The 19,100-nt window shown below is 44.9% G+C and carries 16 protein-coding genes; 11 read left to right on the top strand and 5 right to left on the bottom strand.

Annotated elements, in window-relative coordinates; genetic code table 11:
- The first annotated feature begins 96 nt into the window (after nucleotides 1-96).
- Together HMPREF9331_RS05170 and HMPREF9331_RS05165 are read left to right on the top strand one after the other, a co-directional pair.
- Nucleotides 97-2,958 (top strand): histidine kinase, encoded by a 2,862-nt coding sequence (locus HMPREF9331_RS05170; protein WP_234945863.1) that lies wholly within the window; start codon nucleotides 97-99, stop codon nucleotides 2,956-2,958.
- On the top strand, nucleotides 2,939-3,682 hold the full coding sequence (locus tag HMPREF9331_RS05165; protein WP_016419968.1) for a LytR/AlgR family response regulator transcription factor: 744 nt from the start codon (nucleotides 2,939-2,941) through the stop codon (nucleotides 3,680-3,682). Before HMPREF9331_RS05170 ends, HMPREF9331_RS05165 begins: the two co-directional genes overlap by 20 nt.
- Nucleotides 3,683-4,439: 757 nt before the next feature.
- Here the strand turns inward: HMPREF9331_RS05165 and dut are convergent.
- Both dut and HMPREF9331_RS05155 read right to left on the bottom strand, forming a co-directional pair.
- Entirely contained in the window at nucleotides 4,440-4,874 is a 435-nt protein-coding gene (gene dut / locus HMPREF9331_RS05160; protein WP_016419967.1) for a dUTP diphosphatase, read from the bottom strand.
- A 31-nt stretch (nucleotides 4,875-4,905) separates the two neighbouring features.
- The gene (locus HMPREF9331_RS05155; protein WP_016419966.1) at nucleotides 4,906-6,357 is read right to left on the bottom strand and encodes an oligosaccharide flippase family protein; all 1,452 of its coding nucleotides are present in this window, start codon (nucleotides 6,355-6,357) and stop codon (nucleotides 4,906-4,908) included.
- 149 nt (nucleotides 6,358-6,506) lie between these two features.
- Here HMPREF9331_RS05155 and HMPREF9331_RS05150 point away from each other — a divergent pair, with 149 nt between their 5' ends.
- The 4 genes from HMPREF9331_RS05150 to HMPREF9331_RS05135 all read left to right on the top strand — a co-directional run bounded on the left by HMPREF9331_RS05150 (nucleotide 6,507) and on the right by HMPREF9331_RS05135 (nucleotide 9,848).
- Nucleotides 6,507-7,091, top strand: a complete 585-nt coding sequence (locus HMPREF9331_RS05150) for a thioredoxin family protein (protein WP_016419965.1) — start codon at nucleotides 6,507-6,509, stop codon at nucleotides 7,089-7,091.
- Nucleotides 7,092-7,097: 6 nt separating this feature from the next.
- Nucleotides 7,098-7,859: a peroxide stress protein YaaA gene (gene yaaA / locus HMPREF9331_RS05145; RefSeq protein WP_016419964.1), complete on the top strand. Its 762-nt coding sequence runs from the start codon at nucleotides 7,098-7,100 to the stop codon at nucleotides 7,857-7,859.
- A gap of 452 nt (nucleotides 7,860-8,311) precedes the next feature.
- Nucleotides 8,312-9,190, top strand: a complete 879-nt coding sequence (gene era, locus HMPREF9331_RS05140; RefSeq protein ID WP_016419963.1) for a GTPase Era — start codon at nucleotides 8,312-8,314, stop codon at nucleotides 9,188-9,190.
- A 148-nt stretch (nucleotides 9,191-9,338) separates the two neighbouring features.
- Nucleotides 9,339-9,848: a DUF7935 family protein gene (locus HMPREF9331_RS05135; RefSeq protein ID WP_016419962.1), complete on the top strand. Its 510-nt coding sequence runs from the start codon at nucleotides 9,339-9,341 to the stop codon at nucleotides 9,846-9,848.
- A gap of 78 nt (nucleotides 9,849-9,926) precedes the next feature.
- On the opposite strand, the gene bioB is transcribed toward HMPREF9331_RS05135, so the two are convergent.
- Nucleotides 9,927-10,988, bottom strand: coding sequence for a biotin synthase BioB (gene bioB, locus HMPREF9331_RS05130; protein ID WP_016419961.1), 1,062 nt, complete (start codon nucleotides 10,986-10,988; stop codon nucleotides 9,927-9,929).
- A 208-nt stretch (nucleotides 10,989-11,196) separates the two neighbouring features.
- Between bioB and HMPREF9331_RS05125 the strand changes: the two genes are divergently transcribed.
- The 3 genes from HMPREF9331_RS05125 (at nucleotide 11,197) to HMPREF9331_RS05115 (ending at nucleotide 15,766) form a co-directional block, all read left to right on the top strand.
- Nucleotides 11,197-13,668: a DUF4982 domain-containing protein gene (locus HMPREF9331_RS05125; protein ID WP_016419960.1), complete on the top strand. Its 2,472-nt coding sequence runs from the start codon at nucleotides 11,197-11,199 to the stop codon at nucleotides 13,666-13,668.
- Between the two features lie 125 nt (nucleotides 13,669-13,793).
- Entirely contained in the window at nucleotides 13,794-14,618 is an 825-nt protein-coding gene (locus HMPREF9331_RS05120; RefSeq protein ID WP_016419959.1) for a thymidylate synthase, read from the top strand.
- Between the two features lie 182 nt (nucleotides 14,619-14,800).
- Nucleotides 14,801-15,766 carry a 2-hydroxyacid dehydrogenase gene (locus HMPREF9331_RS05115; protein WP_016419958.1) on the top strand — a complete coding sequence of 322 codons (966 nt, stop codon included), beginning with the start codon at nucleotides 14,801-14,803 and terminating at the stop codon, nucleotides 15,764-15,766.
- Here HMPREF9331_RS05115 and yidD read toward each other — a convergent pair.
- Nucleotides 15,717-15,938: a membrane protein insertion efficiency factor YidD gene (yidD, locus tag HMPREF9331_RS12765; RefSeq protein ID WP_009642598.1), complete on the bottom strand. Its 222-nt coding sequence runs from the start codon at nucleotides 15,936-15,938 to the stop codon at nucleotides 15,717-15,719. The genes HMPREF9331_RS05115 and yidD overlap by 50 nt on opposite strands.
- Nucleotides 15,939-15,941: 3 nt before the next feature.
- Nucleotides 15,942-16,712 (bottom strand): hypothetical protein, encoded by a 771-nt coding sequence (locus HMPREF9331_RS05110; RefSeq protein ID WP_016419957.1) that lies wholly within the window; start codon nucleotides 16,710-16,712, stop codon nucleotides 15,942-15,944.
- Nucleotides 16,713-16,961: 249 nt separating this feature from the next.
- Here HMPREF9331_RS05110 and HMPREF9331_RS05105 point away from each other — a divergent pair, with 249 nt between their 5' ends.
- Together HMPREF9331_RS05105 and mutL are read left to right on the top strand one after the other, a co-directional pair.
- Nucleotides 16,962-17,234, top strand: coding sequence for a hypothetical protein (locus HMPREF9331_RS05105; protein ID WP_009642608.1), 273 nt, complete (start codon nucleotides 16,962-16,964; stop codon nucleotides 17,232-17,234).
- Between the two features lie 3 nt (nucleotides 17,235-17,237).
- Nucleotides 17,238-19,064 (top strand): DNA mismatch repair endonuclease MutL, encoded by a 1,827-nt coding sequence (gene mutL / locus HMPREF9331_RS05100; RefSeq protein ID WP_016419956.1) that lies wholly within the window; start codon nucleotides 17,238-17,240, stop codon nucleotides 19,062-19,064.
- Nucleotides 19,065-19,100: the final 36 nt, after the last annotated feature.

Here is a 19,100-nt window from a genome sequence, read left to right as displayed (position 1 = left end):
AAATTACACCCTGTTTTTATGAAGTTTTTCTTATCACTATGTTTCTTATTTTGCACGTCTCTCACTTTGGCGCAACCGCTGTGGGAGCATAGAGCTTTGCAGTATAATCAATATAGTATCGGTAAAGACTTCTTCAACATCAACCAACCCTTGCAGGTAAGCGATGAGGGGGAACTGCTTTTCTCCCCTGAGGAGAACCTATTGTATGCCCTGCACAATACCGAGGTAGAGGAGTATTTCAAAGGAGAAGATGTGGGGGTGTTTCTCAAGAAATACAAGCTACAAGATAGGCTCTTTTTCGGCTTTAGCAAGAGCATCTATACGGGGAGTACTCATGAACAGCTCCTACCGCAAAAAGTAGGGTATGTAGGGGCACGCTATTCCCATTTTGTGCTGATAGACAAGCTGATCTACTTCACCGCCATTGCCCCGTCAGAAGCATCATTTAAGCTAATGAGCTATGATGGGCGTTATTTTCAGGAATTGGAGGAACACCACCACTATGTGTATGCGCTCTCTGTCAATAGTGTCCCTTATCGCTGCGTATTAGGAGAGAACTATACCGACATCAAGTGCTTAGAGCCAGGGGGAGAGGCTCAGGTATACCCATGGGCTTTTACCCCTATCTATATGCGTTCGATAGGAGATTTCTATTTTATCAAACCCGAAAACAATGGGCTTTTCCGCTATGCTCGTACGCTAACGACCAAAGTTTTGCCAGCGAATAGGAATGAGAACAAAAACTTTGGCCGCTATTACCTCTACAATGATGGCAACGAGCTGATATTGTATGATTTAGAAAAAGATCTAGAACCCATATCGGTTACCACCACTATCAAGTCGGCCTATTATAAGGCCTTTTCGGAGGATTCCAAAAGCCTATACCTGGGCAGTAACAACCAGCTTACGCGCCTATTTATCTACTTGAAAACCTATCCGAGGTTGTATAATGACACCAATACTAACCGTCTTTTTGGCCTTGCGCTGACCCCTTCGGGCAAGCTATGGGCGGGTAGCTACAATGGCGGTTTTTCGGTGATTGATCAGGACAAACTTATTAAGAGTCCGCTTAAGACCTTACAGATAAATTATGGAGCGCTTCCCATAGGAGAAAAAGTACTCTTTAGCAGTGCTCATAAGGGTTTGTTTCTCTTTGAGTCGCCAACGAGTTATACCAAGGTGAGCGACACCATTGTCTCTCATTTCAACTTTCTCTCTGCCGAGCAAGTTCTCTATACCGATGTACAAGATTATGGACTGGCCTACAAGCCTTTGGCACAGCTAGAGCAGCGGCAAATCCCTTGGAAATCTATTGGTAAGAAGCAAGGCCTGACCCTTAACCACTGTCAGGGTATTGCTCAAGATAGCAGGGGGCACATTTGGACAATTTCTATGCAGGGGGTTGCCCGCTATGACCCACGTACCAATAGGGCGCAGACACTTCTGTATGACAAGCAACAATCCCCCCTTAGGGGCTATACCCTACTGGCGGACTCTCATGGTATATTGTGGCTGGGCAGTGAAAAAGGCCAACTCTATTACTACACCCCTTCTGATCGGGAACAAGTGGATAAGACGGACTTTCACCTTCTGGAACACCCCCTTTTGCTAGGCAATGACCGTCCTATTATGTTCCTGCACCAGTGGCGGGACTATCTCATCGTAGGGGTAACCAATAAGCTCTTTGTTGTCTCCCTGAGCGAATTTGCCAGAGGCAAAGCCAATGTGCGCTACCTGAACCCCTATGCGATGAACCTGCAAGACCCCTTGGAGCGTACCTGTGTGGCCAGTAACCCCAAGGACGACCATATCTGGTTTGCCTCCTCCAATATGCTTTTTCGTTGGGATATTGCCCAATGGCTCTCTTTGGCCAATTTCAAGGTAGAGCCTACCCTGACTATCAACACAGGTAAGAACATCTATAAGTCTCATGTAGATGACCCTATCTCCTTGGAGGTCAATGAAAACTCCTTTGAGATACGGCTTCATTACCAGAGCAAAGACAATCTGCCTCGCTATGTAATTCCAGCCCTCTATAGGGATAGTCGAGAGGAAGCCATAGCCCAAGGAAGCCTTACGACCGAAACCGAATACCGCTATCAAAACCTCTCGGCAGGCGATTATATCTTCTCACTAACCGTTTGCCAAAACGATGGAACTTATACAGAGCTAAAATATCCTATCCGTGTGAAGCGTTCCATTTGGCAAAACAGCTATTTTTGGCTAGTGATGATCCTCGTTCCTGCCTCCACAGGGCTGTATCTGCTCTACAACATGAGGCGTATGGATAGGCAGGACAGGGAAATCGCACTGCTTACCATAGGCAACCTCGGTAAGCAATTCCGCCCGCACTTTATGCTCAATGCCCTCAATAGCCTTGGGGCAGAACTCTATGACAACCCACATGCAGAGCGTATCATCTCCCATATAGGAGAAAATATCTCGATCATGCACCGCTATTCCCAAGAGCAAACCCCTTTCATTCCTTTTAGTCAGGAATGGAAGCTCACCGAGAATACCATTGCCATACAGCGGGAGATCTTCCTGCCCGACTTGCAAGTACAGATTGAGAATATAGAGGCTATCCCCTCCGACTATCGTATGCCTATGGGAATCCTACAAGTGATCGTGGAAAACTCCCTACTACATGGACTCAGACACAGGACAGAGCCTCCTCAGCTACTGCGTATTGCCTTCTGGGAACGTGCCAATATATACGGCATCAGTATCTCCGACAATGGCGTAGGAGTGGCAGCCTCCAAGAAATATGCAGGGGTACAGCGACATGGCACAGGACTGAAAAACATACAGCGTATTCTTAGAATCTTGGATAAGCATTTTGATGATGCCATCACCATCTCCATGACTGACAAGGACAAAGACGACCCCAAGTACCCAGGCACTGTAACTATAATACAACTCAAGAAATCAATTAATTATGAAAAGATCAACCTTTAAGTACCTCGTTATAGAAGATGACAAAAGCATCTGGAAGAACATCTCAGCCCGTATGCAGAAGTTTCTCCAGTGGAAGGCTGTTCCCTTTACAGACAGCCTAGAGGAAGCCATCACCCTAATAGATACCCATCGCCCTGACCTTATTTTCTCCGACTGGAGTATTCGTGGGGGCAATGCCTACCCTATCCTTACCCATATTCACCAGAGTTCGGGCTATACCCCTTATATTATCTTTTTTACAGGCTACCAAGGGGAAAACCCCGAAATCCCACAAATCGTCTTTAATGAATTTCCTTTGGTCAAGAAATACCTGGTTAAGCCTATTTTTCAGCAACTTACCGAGAACCTCACCCAGTATATAGCCGAGGCAGAAGCCTTAGCCGAGGGAGAGCAGGAGACCCCCGTTTTCATAGAGAACTACCTCAAGCAACAAGTGCGTATCTTTCCCAAGCAGATTCTTTGTATTTTGCAGGACGAGGAAAACCCTCGCCTGAAGGTACTCCACTGCTTATCTGGGCAGATCATACAGCTGAAACAAACCTGGGAGGAAATTCATCGCTTCTGTGTGGAGCAGCAGCTCTCTATCTTTGTCGCCAATACCCGAAAGGCGATTGTCAACCGTGAATACATACTGCGCATGAACCGTCCGTTCTTATGGCTCGAAGGCGGCTTGCGTATTCAAGTATCTCGCGAACAGTGGCCTTTGCTCACTTCAGAAAGCTAAAAACACCCCCATATTACCTTTCGTGCACAAATATCTACACTTCATGCACGAAAACGTGCTTTGTTCTTGACAAGTACAAAAAAAACACTACCTTTGCAATGTCAAACAGAAAGAAAGAGTAGTTTTATAAGTTTTAAGGTACATTTCTTTTATGTTCTAAAGAATAGATTTTTTTGCGTTTTTTATTTTAGACAGTGAGGAATAAAGCACCTTTGCCCCCAAGGAAAAAACTAAACCTAAAAGCCCATACCTAATTATAGGACAAGGTGCTTAGTTCTTTGCTGGAAGCGCAACCATATAGAAAAGAAAGTTTTCATCTCTTTATATAGTAATTAGATTTTTTGTGTTTTTATTTTAGATTAGAGTAAGGAGATAAGTCTCCCACAAAAGAGGCTTATCTCTCTCCTCTCTAATTGAAAAGCAAAGAAATGATGAAACACACATTTGGCAATTCTCAGATTAACCAATATACCAGTAGAATGAAATAGTGAACCATTACCTTTTATTTATTGTCTTTTAGGAGTCAGTCGCCTTAGCAAGGATTTTCGTGAAACAAGCAACTAGATTTTATTTCTTTATCTCTCTAAACATTCATAAGACAACTAAACAATCATATATTAACTTTTATCTCCCAAGGAGATAGTAAATGAAAGGTAATACTATTCACTAAAGAAAGAACTTCAAAGAAAATTAAGTGCATTTTTTCATACAAGAAAGGGGAAAGGGCTGTTTCTAAAAGTGGTAGAACAGTCTTTTCTTATTTTTTTCCGGTACTTCCATAGCCTCCTGTGCCACGTTCTGTTTGGGAAAGTTCCTCTACGAGGACGAATTGCGCTACTTCATGCTTGGCGATGACCATTTGGGCGATACGCTCTCCGTTGGCTACTTCAAAGCGCTCCGCTGAGAGATTAATCAGCAAGACAGAAATCTCCCCCCTATAATCGGCATCTATAGTTCCTGGTGAGTTCAGCACGGTAATCCCATGCTTGAGCGCCAATCCACTACGCGGACGTACCTGTGCCTCATAGCCCTCTGGCAGTTCTATATAAAGCCCTGTGGGAATAAGCTTGCGCTGCATAGGCTCAAGAATAACGGTTTGTTCAAGGTGCGCCCTTAAGTCGACCCCTGCCGAGCTTGCGGTCTGATACGCGGGCAATGCATGCCCTGAACGGTTGATGATTTTTATTTCCATTTTTTAGTCTTTAGTTGTTAGTGATTAGTGGTTAGTGGTTAGTGATTAGTTTAGAGTTTATCATTAATTTGATGGCTACAATGGTATAGAGGACGAAAAGGCCACTTCCTATCCATATATTTCTGTTCAACACATAGAAATACAAGAGCGAAAAGGCTACCGATAGCCCTAGGAAGCCACCGATGCGTGTCCAATTATAAGGAACAGGGTATTGGCGTTGCCCAAGCCAGCCCGATAGGCACATCATACCCCCATAGGCCAAGAAGGTTGCTACGGCGGCTCCCATATAGCCCCACAGCGGAATAAGGCTAAGGTTGGCCACCACTGTAATCACCCCACCTACTACGGAAATCAGCGCGCCCCAATAGGTACGGTCGGTTACCTTGTACCAAACCGACATGCTATGGTATAGCCCTAAGCATAGATTGGCCATCAGTACAAAAGGGACAATCTTGAGTCCCTCCCAATAGGCTTTGTTAGGAATCAGCAACCACTTGAGTTGGTCTATATATACGCAAACAAACAGCAGTATCCCCCCTGCAAAGATAGAGAAATACTCGGTTACCTTTGCATAGGTCGCAGGAGCATTCTTATCAGCAGCATTGGAAAAGAAAAACGGCTCTACTCCTAGCTTATAAGCCGTAATAAAGAGTGTCATAAAGACCCCCATCTTATAACAACCCGCATATAGACCTACCACAGCATCGGCCTGATCGGCGGGGTAGAGCATACGGATAAAAACGCGGTCAAAAGCCTCATTGACCGAGAAAGCAATCCCCGCTATCAATACAGGAAAGGCGTAAGCAATCATTTCTCGCCACAGTGCTCGATCCCACTGCAAGCCTACCCGCCTATAGAGTGGTAGCATATAGAGGAAGGTCAGCAAGCTAGCTATAAGATTGGCTATGAAAATGTATTGGGTCTTATCAGCGATAAAGGTAAAGGTAGGCAGCTCATACCCTTGTCGCTCTAAGTAGGGCAGGTAAAGCAGGAAAAGCAAGTTAAGCCCCAGATTGACCACCACATTGCCTATCTTGATCAGCGAATAGCGTAGCGACTGCCCTGCATTGCGCAACCAAGCAAAAGGAATAGCCACCAGAGTGTCCAAGGCTAAAATCCATATCGCATAGCGGATATAGGCAGCAGGATAGCTGAGCCACTGTGCGATATACTCACTACAGAGCAAGCCCACCAGCAAGAAACCCAACGAACTCACTGTCAAGGAGAAAAGGCTCGTGGAGGCGACCTTTTGGGCGTCCGCTCCCTTATTCATAAACCTGAAAAAGGCCGTTTCCATGCCATAGGTCAGCAGTACATTGCCCAGTATCATATAGGCAAAAAGTCCCTGATAGAGGCCATATTGCGCCTGAGAAAGGGTCTGTGCGCTGGTATGCAGTGGTGTCAGAACCAAGTTCAGTACCCGTGGCATCACTGTGGCCAGCCCATAAATCGCTGTATGCTTAAATAATCGCTTTATACTCAAGGGAAATTGTTTTAACCGCGCAAAGGTACGAAATAATTAGCTAATCGGTAAAATTAGCTAATTATTTTCTTGACTTTTCTCTTAGAATATCGTACTTTTGCCTTTCAATAGTCAGTTGTTATTCACTGTACGCTAAAATAAAAACTATCATGATAAAAAATAGTCTTCCCAAAGCTATATCCTATGAGGGGTTTGAACACCTTATAGACCGTCTTCTCCTAGAAGGAAAAACAACAGGCGAGGATCAGAGTGAGTTCATGGTATCTCTTACCAAACTCAATCGCCAACGTATGAAACGCATTGATAACACCTTGGAGTTTACCCCTGAGCAGCTTGCTCCTTTTAAACAAATTGCCAAAGGCCAATTATGGCTGGTGATTTCCGAGGCATGGTGCGCCGATGGAGCGCAGATTGTTCCCGTACTGGAAAAAATCGCCCAAAGCAACCCGCTTATTGACCTTAAGATTGTTCTTCGCGATGAGAACCCTGATCTGATGAACCAGTATCTGACCAATGGCGGTAAGGCGATCCCTATTCTTATCATAGCCGATGCCCAAAGCCTTGAGGTGCTTCATGTATGGGGGCCACGCCCTAAGGTAGCTACCCAGATGGTAGAAGCCTACAAGAAGGAGCATGGCAAACTCACCCCAGAGTTCAAAGAAGATCTCCAAAAGTGGTATAACCAAGACAAAGGACAGAGTATTCTAAGCGACTTGCAAGCCTTTTTTAAATAAACTCCTGTGAAGATAGTTATTTCTCCTGCCAAGCGAATGGACTGCCACTCGCCTTACCCTGCTATAGTGCCCAGCCAAGCGATTTTCCAATCGGAAATCCTTCAGGTATATAAGGTGCTAAAGGAGCTACCCCCTGCCACACTAGCGGAGCTGATGGATATTTCGCCCCGCCTGGCGGACGTTAGCTGGCAATACCACCAAGCTCTTTCCCTTCCCTTTACTCAGAAGAATGCACGCCCTGCTATCTATACGTATCATGGTGATGTATATGAGGGGTTAGATGTTTTGTCCTTGAGCCAAGAGGAGGTGTTTAGGCTACAAGGTTCTTTGCGTATTCTCTCAGGACTTTATGGTATTCTAAAGCCCTTAGACCTTATCGCCCCTTATCGGTTGGAGATGGGCATCAAGCTCGCTGTAGCAGGACAGGCTAACCTGTATGATTTTTGGCGTAAGAAAATCACCCACGCCCTGAATGAAGAACTTGAGGAAGGGGAAACTCTGGTGCACTTGGCCAGCGATGAGTACTTCAAGGTGATAGACACCCAAGCGCTCAAGGCGAAAGTCATACATGTGGCTTTTAAGAGCTGGCGCGGCGACACTCTCAAGACCATAGTTCTCTATACCAAGCAAGGGCGAGGCCTTATGGCGCGCTACATTGCCCAAGAGCAAATCACCGATCCCGAAGACCTCAAAGGCTTTCACCTTGGAGGGTATCAGTATGCGGAGGATCTCTCTAATGAAAATGAGATGGTGTTTGTGAGGGGGTAGTAGTTAGGGGTTAGGGGTTAGGGGAGAATAACAATTAAAAAATAAAAAAATATACTATGGAGAATATTAAAGATTTAAGTTTCGCAAGTTCTGTAACTTATTGATATTCAAAACCTCCCCCTACCCTCCTCCAAAGGGGGAATGAGATAGTTTATGATTTTCAAGGAGTTATAGAAAGGACATTTTTCAGATTGATAGACAATTTTTATCTTTTTCAACGAATTTATTCCCCCTCTCGGAGGGGGTAGGGGGGAGGTTTATTTTGCAATATATTGATTATTAATTAATTATAAATTTAATTATAACCTAAAAATGACTTGCGAAACTTAAATTAATTATCTAAAAGAATTAGTAATAGAAAAAGCAATGTCATTAGTAGAAGAAGTAGGGAAAATGCTCCATTCACTACAAAAGAGACTAACCACTAACCACTAATAACTAACAACTAAAAAATGCACAAATCAGGATTTGTAAATATTATAGGAAACCCCAATGTAGGGAAATCCACTTTGCTGAACGCCTTGGTAGGCGAACGGCTTTCTATTATCACCTCTAAGGCACAGACCACACGGCATCGTATCTTTGGAATCGTCAGCGGGGAAGACTTTCAAGTAATCTTCTCCGATACCCCAGGAATCATCAAGCCTGCTTACCAGTTGCAAACGTCCATGATGGACTTTGTCAAAGATGCCTTTGAGGACGCTGATATTCTTATCTATATGGTAGAGATCGGTGAGAAAGATCTCAAGGATGAGGAGTTTTTCAAGAAAATCAATCAAGCTAAGGTGCCTGTACTTGTTTTAATCAATAAGATAGACCGCTCCGATGAGGCTACCGTCAAGGAAGCCTTGGCCTATTGGCAGGAGAAAGTGCCCAAGGGAGAGATTTATGCCATTTCTGCTTTGGAGAACTTCAATGTGGAGCCGCTTTTCCATCGCATTTTGGAGTTATTGCCTGAATCCCCTGCCTTCTATCCGAAAGACCAGCTGACTGATAAGCCTGAACGCTTCTTTGTCAATGAAACTATCCGTGAGAAAATCCTGCTCAATTACAAGAAGGAAGTTCCTTATTCAGTAGAGGTAGAGACAGAGACCTTCAGTGAGACGGAAGAGATCATTCGCATTCGTAGCATCATCATGGTTGAGCGTGAGAGCCAAAAGGGTATCATCATAGGTCACCGTGGCGAAGCCCTCAAAAAGGTAGGGATACAAGCCCGCTATGATTTGGAGAAATTCTTTGGTAAGCAAATCCACTTGGAACTCTATGTCAAAGTCAATAAAAACTGGCGCTCCGATCTGAAACAGCTCAGACGATTCGGATACACGAATTAGTGAGTAATGACCAATGACTAGTGATTAGTGACTAGTGACTAATACATCATCTTTGGTGTAAGCTTGTTGCTCGTGCTTAACCTAAGAAAATGTTATTAAAGGAGCTATAATCCTTTCATGCTAAACCCCTAAAACCCTATTATAAAAAATGTTATTACAAATTCTCTCTTACTGCTTACCATCGGTCATAGTGGCCGTGATAGCTTACTTGTTGTTTCAACAGCATTTTAAGAATGAGGCTAGCACTAGGCAATGGCTTCTTCAAAAAGACCTGAGAAAAGAGGCACTTCCCTTGCGCCTACAGGCTTATGAGCGCCTAACCTTACTGCTTGATCGTACCAGCCCTCAGAAGCTTGCCTTGCGAATCGCCCCTACTTCTCAGGACAAAATGGCTTACGAACTGTTGCTCATTGAGCATATCAATGCCGAGTATGAGCATAACATCACGCAGCAAATCTACGTAAGTGGCAACCTGTGGAATGTGATTCTTATCAGTAAGAACACGACCCTACAGATTATCCATCGCATCGCTACTGATGAGGCCATTGGTGATGCTCAAAAACTACGTGAGGCCATCATTGCTGAATTTACCGACAAGCCTTCCCCTTCTACCCATGCTACCGCCCACGTAGTGAGCGAGGTAGCAAACTTTATATAAGTGAAGACAATTAAATGAAAAACAAAAAGAGAAGCGTGAAAAACAACTATTCACTCTTCTCTTTTAACTATTCACTTTTTATTGTTCGCTTTTCACTTTCTGGGGTCTTGACCACTTAGGTTTTTCACCCAAAGCAGGTATTTTGGAGTCTGCTGCCTCCACTGTAGTAGGTTGCGGGTGTTTCTCAAAAGGCTTTTGGGTACGCATACCTAAGACTTCTAGCATGTGCATATCCTCCTTGATATCGGGGTTAGGAGTGGTCAGCAGTTTGTCCCCCGCAAAGATAGAGTTAGCCCCCGCAAAGAAGCACAAGGCTTGTCCTTCGCGGGACATATTCATACGTCCTGCCGAAAGGCGTACCTGAGACTGAGGCATTACGATACGGGCAGTGGCGATCATACGCACCATTTCCCAGATATCCACTGGAGGTAGCTCTTCAAGAGGTGTACCCTCGATAGGTACTAGCGCATTGATAGGCACGGACTCAGGTTGTGGGTCAAGGGTAGAGAGTGCCACGAGCATCTTAGCCCTGTCCTCCAAGGCCTCACCCATACCGATAATTCCGCCACTACATACAGTGATACTTGTCTTACGTATATTTTCTATAGTCTTGAGACGGTCTTCGTAGCTACGAGTTGTTACAATTTCCTGATAATAATCCTCGGAAGTATCCAAGTTATGGTTATAGGCATAGAGTCCTGCTTCAGAGAGGCGTTTGGCCTGATTTTCGGTAAGCATACCCAGCGTACAGCACACCTCCATATCCAATTTGTTAATAGTGCGTACCATTTCCAATACCTGTTCGAACTCAGGGCCGTCCTTGACATTGCGCCAAGCTGCCCCCATGCACACACGTGAACTTCCAGAGGCTTTGGCACGCAAGGCCTGTGCCTTCACTTGGGAGAGGCTCATCATGGGTTCTATCTCTACCTCGGTATGGTAGCGTGCCGACTGTGAGCAGTAACAACAGTCCTCCGAGCAGCCCCCTGTCTTGACCGAAAGCAAGGTAGAAACCTGCACGGTATTAGGGTCGTGGTACTTGCGATGCACAGTGGCGGCCTCATAGAGCAAGTCCATCAAAGGCCTGTTATAGATTGCGATAATCTCCTCAGCAGTCCAGTTATGTCGTATTTCGTTCATGGTCTTTCTAATGAAATATTACAAGGGGCAAAAGTACAAAATTTAATTGTTAATTGTTAATTGTCAATTGTTAATTTAGTGGTTAGTGATTAGTGGTTAGTCTCTGATGACTAAAAACTAAGAATTAACTTTGTTATTTCCTCTTTTTTTATTAATTTTGTAGCGCCTGAGCCTAATAATCGGCAACAGTTCTTAAAAACACATTCGTATGAGAAAAATTAATCTTCTATTATTGTTAGCACTTACCACTATGAGCTGGGCGCAACAACAGACCTTAGAAAAGGGGTGGAAATTCACACGTGAAGACCAGCCTGAATTTTCGCAAGCAGACTATAATGATAGCAAGTGGCAGAAGGTAACCTTGCCGCATGATTGGGCTATCTATGGCCCTTTCGATAGGGAGAATGACCTTCAGCGTATTGCTATCAAGCAAGACGGACAGAAATCAGCCATTGAACATACAGGGCGAACAGGAGGATTGCCCTTCGTGGGAGTAGGCTGGTATCGTACTGAATTTGATGTGCCTGAATTGACGGCCGACAAGCAGGTATTTATACAGTTTGACGGAGCTATGAGTAATCCTGAAGTATATGTAAATGGACACAAGGCAGGGCTATGGCATAATGGTTACAATACTTTCTTTCTCAATATCAGCCCCTTTGTAAAGGCTCAAGGAAATACACTCGCCGTACGATTAAATAACCTCCCTGAAGCCTCACGCTGGTATCCCGGTGCAGGCCTATACCGCCATGTACATATTATCACCAAGAACAAAACTTATATACCTATTTGGGGAATACAGCTTACAACCCCTATCATAGAAAAAGATTTTGCTAAAGTCTTGGTAAATACTGAATTTGTAACCGATAACAAGGCCAATATTTCAGTGGAAACCACTATTTTCAACGCCAAGGGAGAGAAGCTAACGACTCACACTATCCAAAGCACCCAATATACTGGCGATGTACTTTCTAACGAACTCTATATCAACCATCCTACGCTGTGGGATATAGGAAAACCATATCTCTACAAGGCTGTTACTAAACTCTATGAAAATGGAGTAGTAAAAGATGAGATGAGTACAACCTTTGGCATTCGTTCTATAGAGCTAAAACCCAACGATGGCCTATACCTCAACGGCCGAAAGATCAAGATCCAAGGGGTGTGTATGCATCATGACTTAGGAGCCTTAGGAGGTGCTGTGAATGAAGCCGCTATCCGCCGACAGATACGTATTATGCAAGATATGGGCGCCAATACCATCCGTACCTCCCATAACATGCCTGCCCCTGAGTATGTACGAGCTGCCGATGAGATGGGTATGTTACTGGCTGTTGAGAGCTTTGACGAATGGGCTATACCCAAGGTAGATAACGGCTATCACCTCTACTTCAAGGATTGGGCTGCCAAAGACCTCACAAACCTTGTCAAGCATTACCGCAACAACCCCAGTGTACTGATGTGGTTCATTGGTAACGAAGTAGAAGAACAAAGCGTAGAGAATGGCTCACAAGCAGCCTATTACTTGCAAAACATAGTACGAGCATTAGACCCTACACGCCCTATAAGCAATGGTATGGATAGGCCTGATGATGTTTTGCGAAACAATATGGCTGCGACCATGCATCTAGTTGGTTTTAACTATCGCCCTTTCAAATATCAAGAGGCCTATGGCAAGCTCCCACAACGCTTGTTACTCGGTAGTGAGACCGCTTCTACACTCAGCTCACGAGGCGTGTATAAGTTTCCTATAGAGAGAAAGTCTATGGCCAAATATCCAGACATGCAATCATCGTCCTATGATGTAGAACATTGCGATTGGTCAAACCTTCCTGAAGATGATTGGATTCACCAAGAAGACCTACCTTATACTATAGGAGAATTTATTTGGACAGGCTTTGATTATCTGGGAGAACCCACTCCATACTATGAAGAATGGCCGTCTCATAGTTCTTATTTTGGAGCGGTAGACTTGGCAGGACTTCCTAAAGATCGCTTTTACCTCTATCGTTCTCACTGGAACAAAGAAGCAGAAACGCTTCATATCCTTCCTCACTGGAATTGGGAAGGACGTGAAGGAAAGACAACTCCTATTTTCGTTTATACCAACTATCCTACAGCGGAGCTTTTTATCAATGGAAAAAGCCAAGGAAAACGCAGCAAAGATCTCAGCATCAAGTTAGCCAAAGATGAAGGAAAAGGTAATCCTACAGACCTTGAACGCCAAAAACGCTACCGCCTAATGTGGATGGACACCAAGTATGAACCTGGTGTTGTAAAAGTAGTTGCTTATGATGAAAAAGGCAAAGCTGTTGCCGAAAGACAGCTCCAAACCGCAGGCACTCCTTATGCCCTCCGCCTAACGCCTGATCGTTCTACAATCAAGGCTGATGGGAAAGACCTTTGCTTTGTTACTGTAGAAGCGATAGACGAAAAAGGTAATGTATGCCCCAATGTAAACGAACTGGTGGAATTTACAGTAAAAGGGGCGGGCACCTATCGTGCTGCTGCCAATGGAGATGCCACTTGTATTGATCTTTTCCATTTGCCTAAAATGCATCTGTTCAACGGAAAATTGGTTGTCATAGTTCAGGCCGCTGAGAAAGCAGGAAAAATAAGTCTGAAAGCCAACAGCAAGAAACTAAAAGGAGAGACAACGATAGTGGTGAGTGGTCAGTAGGTAATAGATCATTTTCAGCAGTTAGTGATTAGTTTTTAGTTTCTACCTATTAGAAACTAAAAACTAATCACTGCCTTGTCATTAATCATTATTTTCGTATTTTTGCCCTCCCAAACGATTCAATAATGCAAGCCTACAAAGACCTTCTCAATCACATACTTACCCACGGACATAGCAAGGAAGACCGTACGGGGACAGGTACCATCAGTGTGTTTGGTTACCAGCTCCGCCATAACCTTCAAGAGGGATTTCCCTTGCTTACTACTAAGAAGATACACCTCAAGTCGGTGATCTATGAGCTGTTATGGTTCCTTCGGGGAGATACCAATATCCATTACCTCACCGAGCATGGGGTACGTATCTGGAACGAATGGGCAGATGAGCTGGGCGACCTTGGCCCTGTATATGGGGCACAATGGCGCAACTGGAACGGAGAGGGAATAGACCAGATTGCAGAAGTGCTCCACACCCTCAAGACCAATCCCGATAGCCGCCGTATGGTAGTTTCAGCTTGGAACCCCTCGGTGATGCCCGACCCCTCGGTGTCCTTTGCCGAGAATGTGGCGCATAACAAGGCTGCACTGCCTCCTTGTCATGCCTTGTTCCAATTCTATGTCATGGATGGCCGCCTCTCCTGTCAACTCTACCAGCGCAGTGCCGATGCCTTCTTAGGGGTGCCTTTCAATATTGCTTCCTATGCCCTACTCACCCAGATGATGGCACATGTTACGGGGTTGCAAGTAGGTGAGTTTGTACATTCCTTTGGAGACCTACACATCTATAAAAACCATCTAGAGCAAGTGGAATTGCAGCTCAGTCGGGAACCACGCCCGCTGCCCACTATGAAGCTCAACAAAGCGGTCAAAGATCTCTTCGCCTTTGACTACCCCGATTTCACCCTTGAGGGCTATGATCCCTATCCTACGATAAAGGGGAAAGTCTCAGTATAGTGACAAGTGACTAACGACGAGTGACAAGTGACAAGTGACAAGTGACGAGTGACTAATGACAAGTGACGAGTGACGAGTGACGAGCGACTAACGACAAGTGATGAGTGACTAACACCCTCAGTAGATGAATCACTATTCATTAACTATAACCCTATAATTCTAAAATCCTAATTCCCTAATTCATGAAAATATTACACATTGACAGTAATCACCCCCTTATGCTTCAGCAGCTTACTGAAGCAGGGTTTGAAAATGATATAGACTACACCAGCAGTAAGGCAGAGATAGAGGCGAAAATCGCTGCCTATGACGGCATTGTAATTCGTAGCCGCTTTCGTATTGATAAGGACTTTATAGATAAGGCTACACGGCTGAAGTTTATTGCTCGTGTGGGAGCTGGTATGGAAAACATTGATACCGAGTATGCCGAGCAGCGGGGTATAGCTCTTATCTCCTCTCCCGAAGGTAACCGCAATGCCGTGGGCAACCATACTTTGGCTTTGCTCTTGGCTTTGCTCAATAAGCTCAAGAAGGCAGATAGAGAGATTGCCCGAGGGCTTTGGCTAAGGGAAGAAAACCGAGGAGTAGAACTCGATTCCCTTACCGTAGGCATCATAGGCTATGGCAATATGGGCAAGTCCTTTGCTAAGAAGTTACGCGGCTTTGACTGTAGGGTACTTTGCTATGACATCAAAGAAGGAGTGGGTGATGCTTGTGCTACCCAAGTGCCGCTGGAGGTCTTCCAAAAAGAGGTGGATGTGGTCAGCCTACACACTCCAGAGACACCACTGACCCTGAAGATGGTGGATGAGGCTTTTATAGCAGCCTTTGCTAAACCGTTTTGGCTGATTAATACCGCCAGAGGAAAGAGTGTCTGTACAGCCGATCTCGTCAAGGCACTACAAGAGAGAAAGGTGCTAGGAGCTGGTTTGGATGTGCTGGAGTACGAACAATCGTCCTTTGAAAATTTCTTCAAGGGAGAGTTGCCAGCGGATTTCACCTATCTGTTGGAAGCGGACAATGTAATCCTTACTCCCCATATAGCAGGCTGGACGATAGAGAGCAAGACGCTCTTGGCACAGGTGATTGTAGATAAGATTAAGGCACTGGATCGTAGCCACTCCCTCCCCAAGGATGGCAACGCATAATACGCCTTATAGCGAGCATCCCTCCCTTGAAGAGCCCATATCGCTTAAGTGCTTCCAATGCATAGGAAGAACATGTGGGGGTAAAGCGACAAGTAGGAGGCTTCAAGGGAGAGATGGCTATCTGATAAAAACGCACTAAAAGGACAAAGGGATAGGTGATAAGTTTTAGCATAGTTTATCGCTTTCCTCCTTTTTTGTGGTAGTGTTTCTTTCCTCCCTTTTGTGTGTGCTTGGTAGCAGGAGTTTCGTTGTTGTGGGAGGCTTCCTCTTTCTTGGCCTGGTGATCAGCTACTGGTTCTGGCTGCTCTTCAGATTTAGTAGGGGCTACTTTAGGTTTGAGAATAGCTTCTGCTTCTGCCTTAGCAGTAGCCTGCTTTTTGGTACTAGTCTCTGGTGCTGCTTGGGGCGTCTTGGATTGTTTTTCTTTAGAGAAAATAGTATCGACCAAAATAGATTTCTCTTCTGTGTATTTTTGAGCAAAGTAACTACTGTCCTTGGTTGGCTTGGTGATGTCCTCGGTCTTTATCTGACTGAGTTTTTCATTGGCCGAAGAGCGGATGTTTTTTATTTTCTCATTAATCTCGTCCAAGGAAGGAGGGGCAGGCATATTTTTCTTTCGGTTTTCCACAAAAGGATATTCGGTAATATTCACACTTACCACAGGAGCAGGCTCCTTAAAGAAAGGGATTTCCTTGCTATCGCCCTCTTGTGGGTCTCCTGCCTCGCGGAACTCCTTGAGCATCTTAAGCCAAAGGCTGTGGATATAGTACACTCCTTTGTAAGCAGGAATGAGCAATACCCCTGTAAAGCAGCACCATAGGTACTGAATGGTTTCATTATTTCCATAGCTGTAATTCTCCACTACATACAGCATCATATATACAATACTTCCTATAATGGCCATCATCATCAGCCAAGCGAAGGTTACTAATAATAGATTTTTCATCGGTAAAATATTTAAATTGTTTAGTTTAATAATTATAAATCAGTTATTTATACAGTCCCATAAGAGACCTAAGCGTCTGTTATGAGGGTAGTTTTATTCAATTGGCAAATATAATACTTTTTTTATGAAAATCAAACATTTTTTTTAGTGATTAGTGACTAGTGGTTAGTGGTCAGTGGCTAACCACTAATCACTAACTACTAATAACTGAAAAAAATATCGTATTTTTGCCCCGTAAAACCTTATGTTGTGAAGATTAATTTTTTTAAAAGTGCAGCCCTACGACAGTTTGTTTATCGTCCACGCTACTATACTGATCATGAGGAGCGTCGGGGGTTTAGTATCCCCAAGCATCAGCTCAGAGGTCATGCCATGCGTAGGCAGTGGGATCAGCTGCGCAAGCAAAAACAAGAGGTCAAAAAAAGCACCTCCTCAAGACTGTTATGGCTTATTTTGGCATTATTATTGCTGGCTACGTACTACTTGTTTGATTTTGATTTGTCATTTTTATTTAAGAAATAACCAATGCCCGATATTATACGATTGTTACCTGACAATGTAGCCAACCAGATTGCTGCTGGGGAGGTCATACAGCGCCCAGCCTCGGCTGTGAAGGAACTCCTGGAGAATGCTATAGATGCGGGAGCGACCCAAATCAAGCTCTACCTGAAGGATGCGGGACGTACCTTGGTACAAGTGGTAGATAACGGGATAGGCATGTCCCCCACTGATGCGCGATTGGCCTTTGAGCGACATGCTACTTCCAAAATTCGCTCAGCCGATGATCTCTTTACGCTCCACACCAAGGGCTTCCGTGGGGAGGCCTTGGCTTCCATAGCTTCTATTGCACAGGTAGAGCTGATCACTTGCCAAGAGGGACAGCAGGTAGGTACTTCCCTAAAGATAGAGGGTAATAAGATTACCGAACAGACGCCCATGGTAGCCAGCCGCGGCACCTCTATCGCCATGAAGCATCTGTTCTTCAATGTGCCTGCACGGCGCAACTTCCTCAAGTCCGATACAGTGGAGATGCGCCATATCTTGGACGAATTCCACCGCGTGGTACTTGCTCACCCCGATTTGCAATTCTCTCTCTTCCATAACGACGTAGAACAGTTTGCCCTACCTGCCACCACCCTTCGCAAGCGTATAGTGCAGCTCTTCGGCCAAAGACTCAATGAGCAGCTGATCCCTGTGGAGGAAAACACCGAACTGCTTAGGATACATGGCTTTATCAGCAAAGATTCCTATAAGAAGAACAAGTCCTTACAGTTCTTTATGGTCAATCAGCGTTTTATCAAGAACCGCTACCTACACCATGCGGTAGTGAGTGCCTTTGAGGGACTACTCAAAGAGGGTGAACAGCCTGAATACTTCCTTCACTTGGAGATAGACCCCAAGCATATAGATATCAATATACACCCTACGAAGACCGAAATCAAGTTTGACAACGATCAGGCCATTTATGCACTGCTCCGCTCTGCTATCAAGCACAGCTTGGGGCAGTTCCACGTGCTCCCCTCCATTGACTTTTCCTTGGACGAGCAGAACGAGGTACCTTATAGTTACAAAGACAAGGAAGCGCAAACGCCTGTCTATCACGTAGATAGAAACTTTAATCCTTTCAAGATGGATACCCCTACCCCTGAGGCGCCTAAGCAAGCGCCTACGTCCTACCCCAAGGGACAACCCTCCCCCCAGTGGGAGCAACTCTATACTGGGATTCCCTCCAAGGCCAATGCTCCTACAGAGGAAGACATCACCGACCCCTTTGCCGCTTTCCAGCAGGAGAGCAGGGTACAGACGAGCTTGTATTTCCAACGGAAGTACCTAATCACCTTTTTCAAGGACAAGGTGCTATTCGTACATGTGGCACGTGCCCATCAGCGTATTCTCTATGAGCGTTTTCGCCGTACCATGCTTCAGGGGCACAGTCTAAGTCAGTCACTGCTCTTCCCTTTGGAGTTCGAATACACCCCTTCGGAGATCTTGGCCTTAGAACCCATGCTTCCAGAGCTAAGGAATGCGGGCTTTATGATAGAGATAGCGGGCAATTTGGTACGCTTCACTGGCCTACCCCCTATGATCAAGGAGAGCCAAGTACAAGGTTTTCTATATGACCTATTGGAGCGCGCCATCGAGGACATTCCCCAAGAGATCATCACTCAAGAGGAAATGCTCGCTAAGATCTTGGCTAAGAACTTAGCTATCAGAGCTGGACAAACCCTCTCAGGGGAGGAACAGGAACAATTGGTCTATGATCTGTTCACCTGCCAAGAGCCACAACTAAGCCCCTTTGGTAAAAAAACATATACTGAAATGACCGTTAGCGAATTAGAAAGCAGACTTTGATAGTGACAAGTGACTAATGACTAATGATTAATGACT

The sequence above is a fragment of the Capnocytophaga granulosa ATCC 51502 genome (assembly GCF_000411115.1).
Lineage (GTDB): Bacteria > Bacteroidota > Bacteroidia > Flavobacteriales > Flavobacteriaceae > Capnocytophaga > Capnocytophaga granulosa.
The sequence above is the reverse complement of the archived record's forward strand: the minus strand, read 5'-3'. Positions and strand labels throughout refer to the sequence as shown.

What these genes read in the sequence shown, in the direction of transcription:
- HMPREF9331_RS05135 (WP_016419962.1), top strand. Translation starts at nt 9,339, where the DNA reads ATGTTATTACAAATTCTCTCTTACTGCTTACCATCGGTCATAGTGGCC.
- dut (WP_016419967.1), bottom strand. Translation starts at nt 4,874, where the DNA reads ATGGAAATAAAAATCATCAACCGTTCAGGGCATGCATTGCCCGCGTAT.
- HMPREF9331_RS05125 (WP_016419960.1), top strand. Translation starts at nt 11,197, where the DNA reads ATGAGAAAAATTAATCTTCTATTATTGTTAGCACTTACCACTATGAGC.
- bioB (WP_016419961.1), bottom strand. Translation starts at nt 10,988, where the DNA reads ATGAACGAAATACGACATAACTGGACTGCTGAGGAGATTATCGCAATC.
- HMPREF9331_RS05120 (WP_016419959.1), top strand. Translation starts at nt 13,794, where the DNA reads ATGCAAGCCTACAAAGACCTTCTCAATCACATACTTACCCACGGACAT.
- HMPREF9331_RS05110 (WP_016419957.1), bottom strand. Translation starts at nt 16,712, where the DNA reads ATGAAAAATCTATTATTAGTAACCTTCGCTTGGCTGATGATGATGGCC.
- mutL (WP_016419956.1), top strand. Translation starts at nt 17,238, where the DNA reads ATGCCCGATATTATACGATTGTTACCTGACAATGTAGCCAACCAGATT.
- HMPREF9331_RS05115 (WP_016419958.1), top strand. Translation starts at nt 14,801, where the DNA reads ATGAAAATATTACACATTGACAGTAATCACCCCCTTATGCTTCAGCAG.
- yidD (WP_009642598.1), bottom strand. Translation starts at nt 15,938, where the DNA reads ATGCTAAAACTTATCACCTATCCCTTTGTCCTTTTAGTGCGTTTTTAT.
- era (WP_016419963.1), top strand. Translation starts at nt 8,312, where the DNA reads ATGCACAAATCAGGATTTGTAAATATTATAGGAAACCCCAATGTAGGG.
- HMPREF9331_RS05150 (WP_016419965.1), top strand. Translation starts at nt 6,507, where the DNA reads ATGATAAAAAATAGTCTTCCCAAAGCTATATCCTATGAGGGGTTTGAA.
- HMPREF9331_RS05165 (WP_016419968.1), top strand. Translation starts at nt 2,939, where the DNA reads ATGAAAAGATCAACCTTTAAGTACCTCGTTATAGAAGATGACAAAAGC.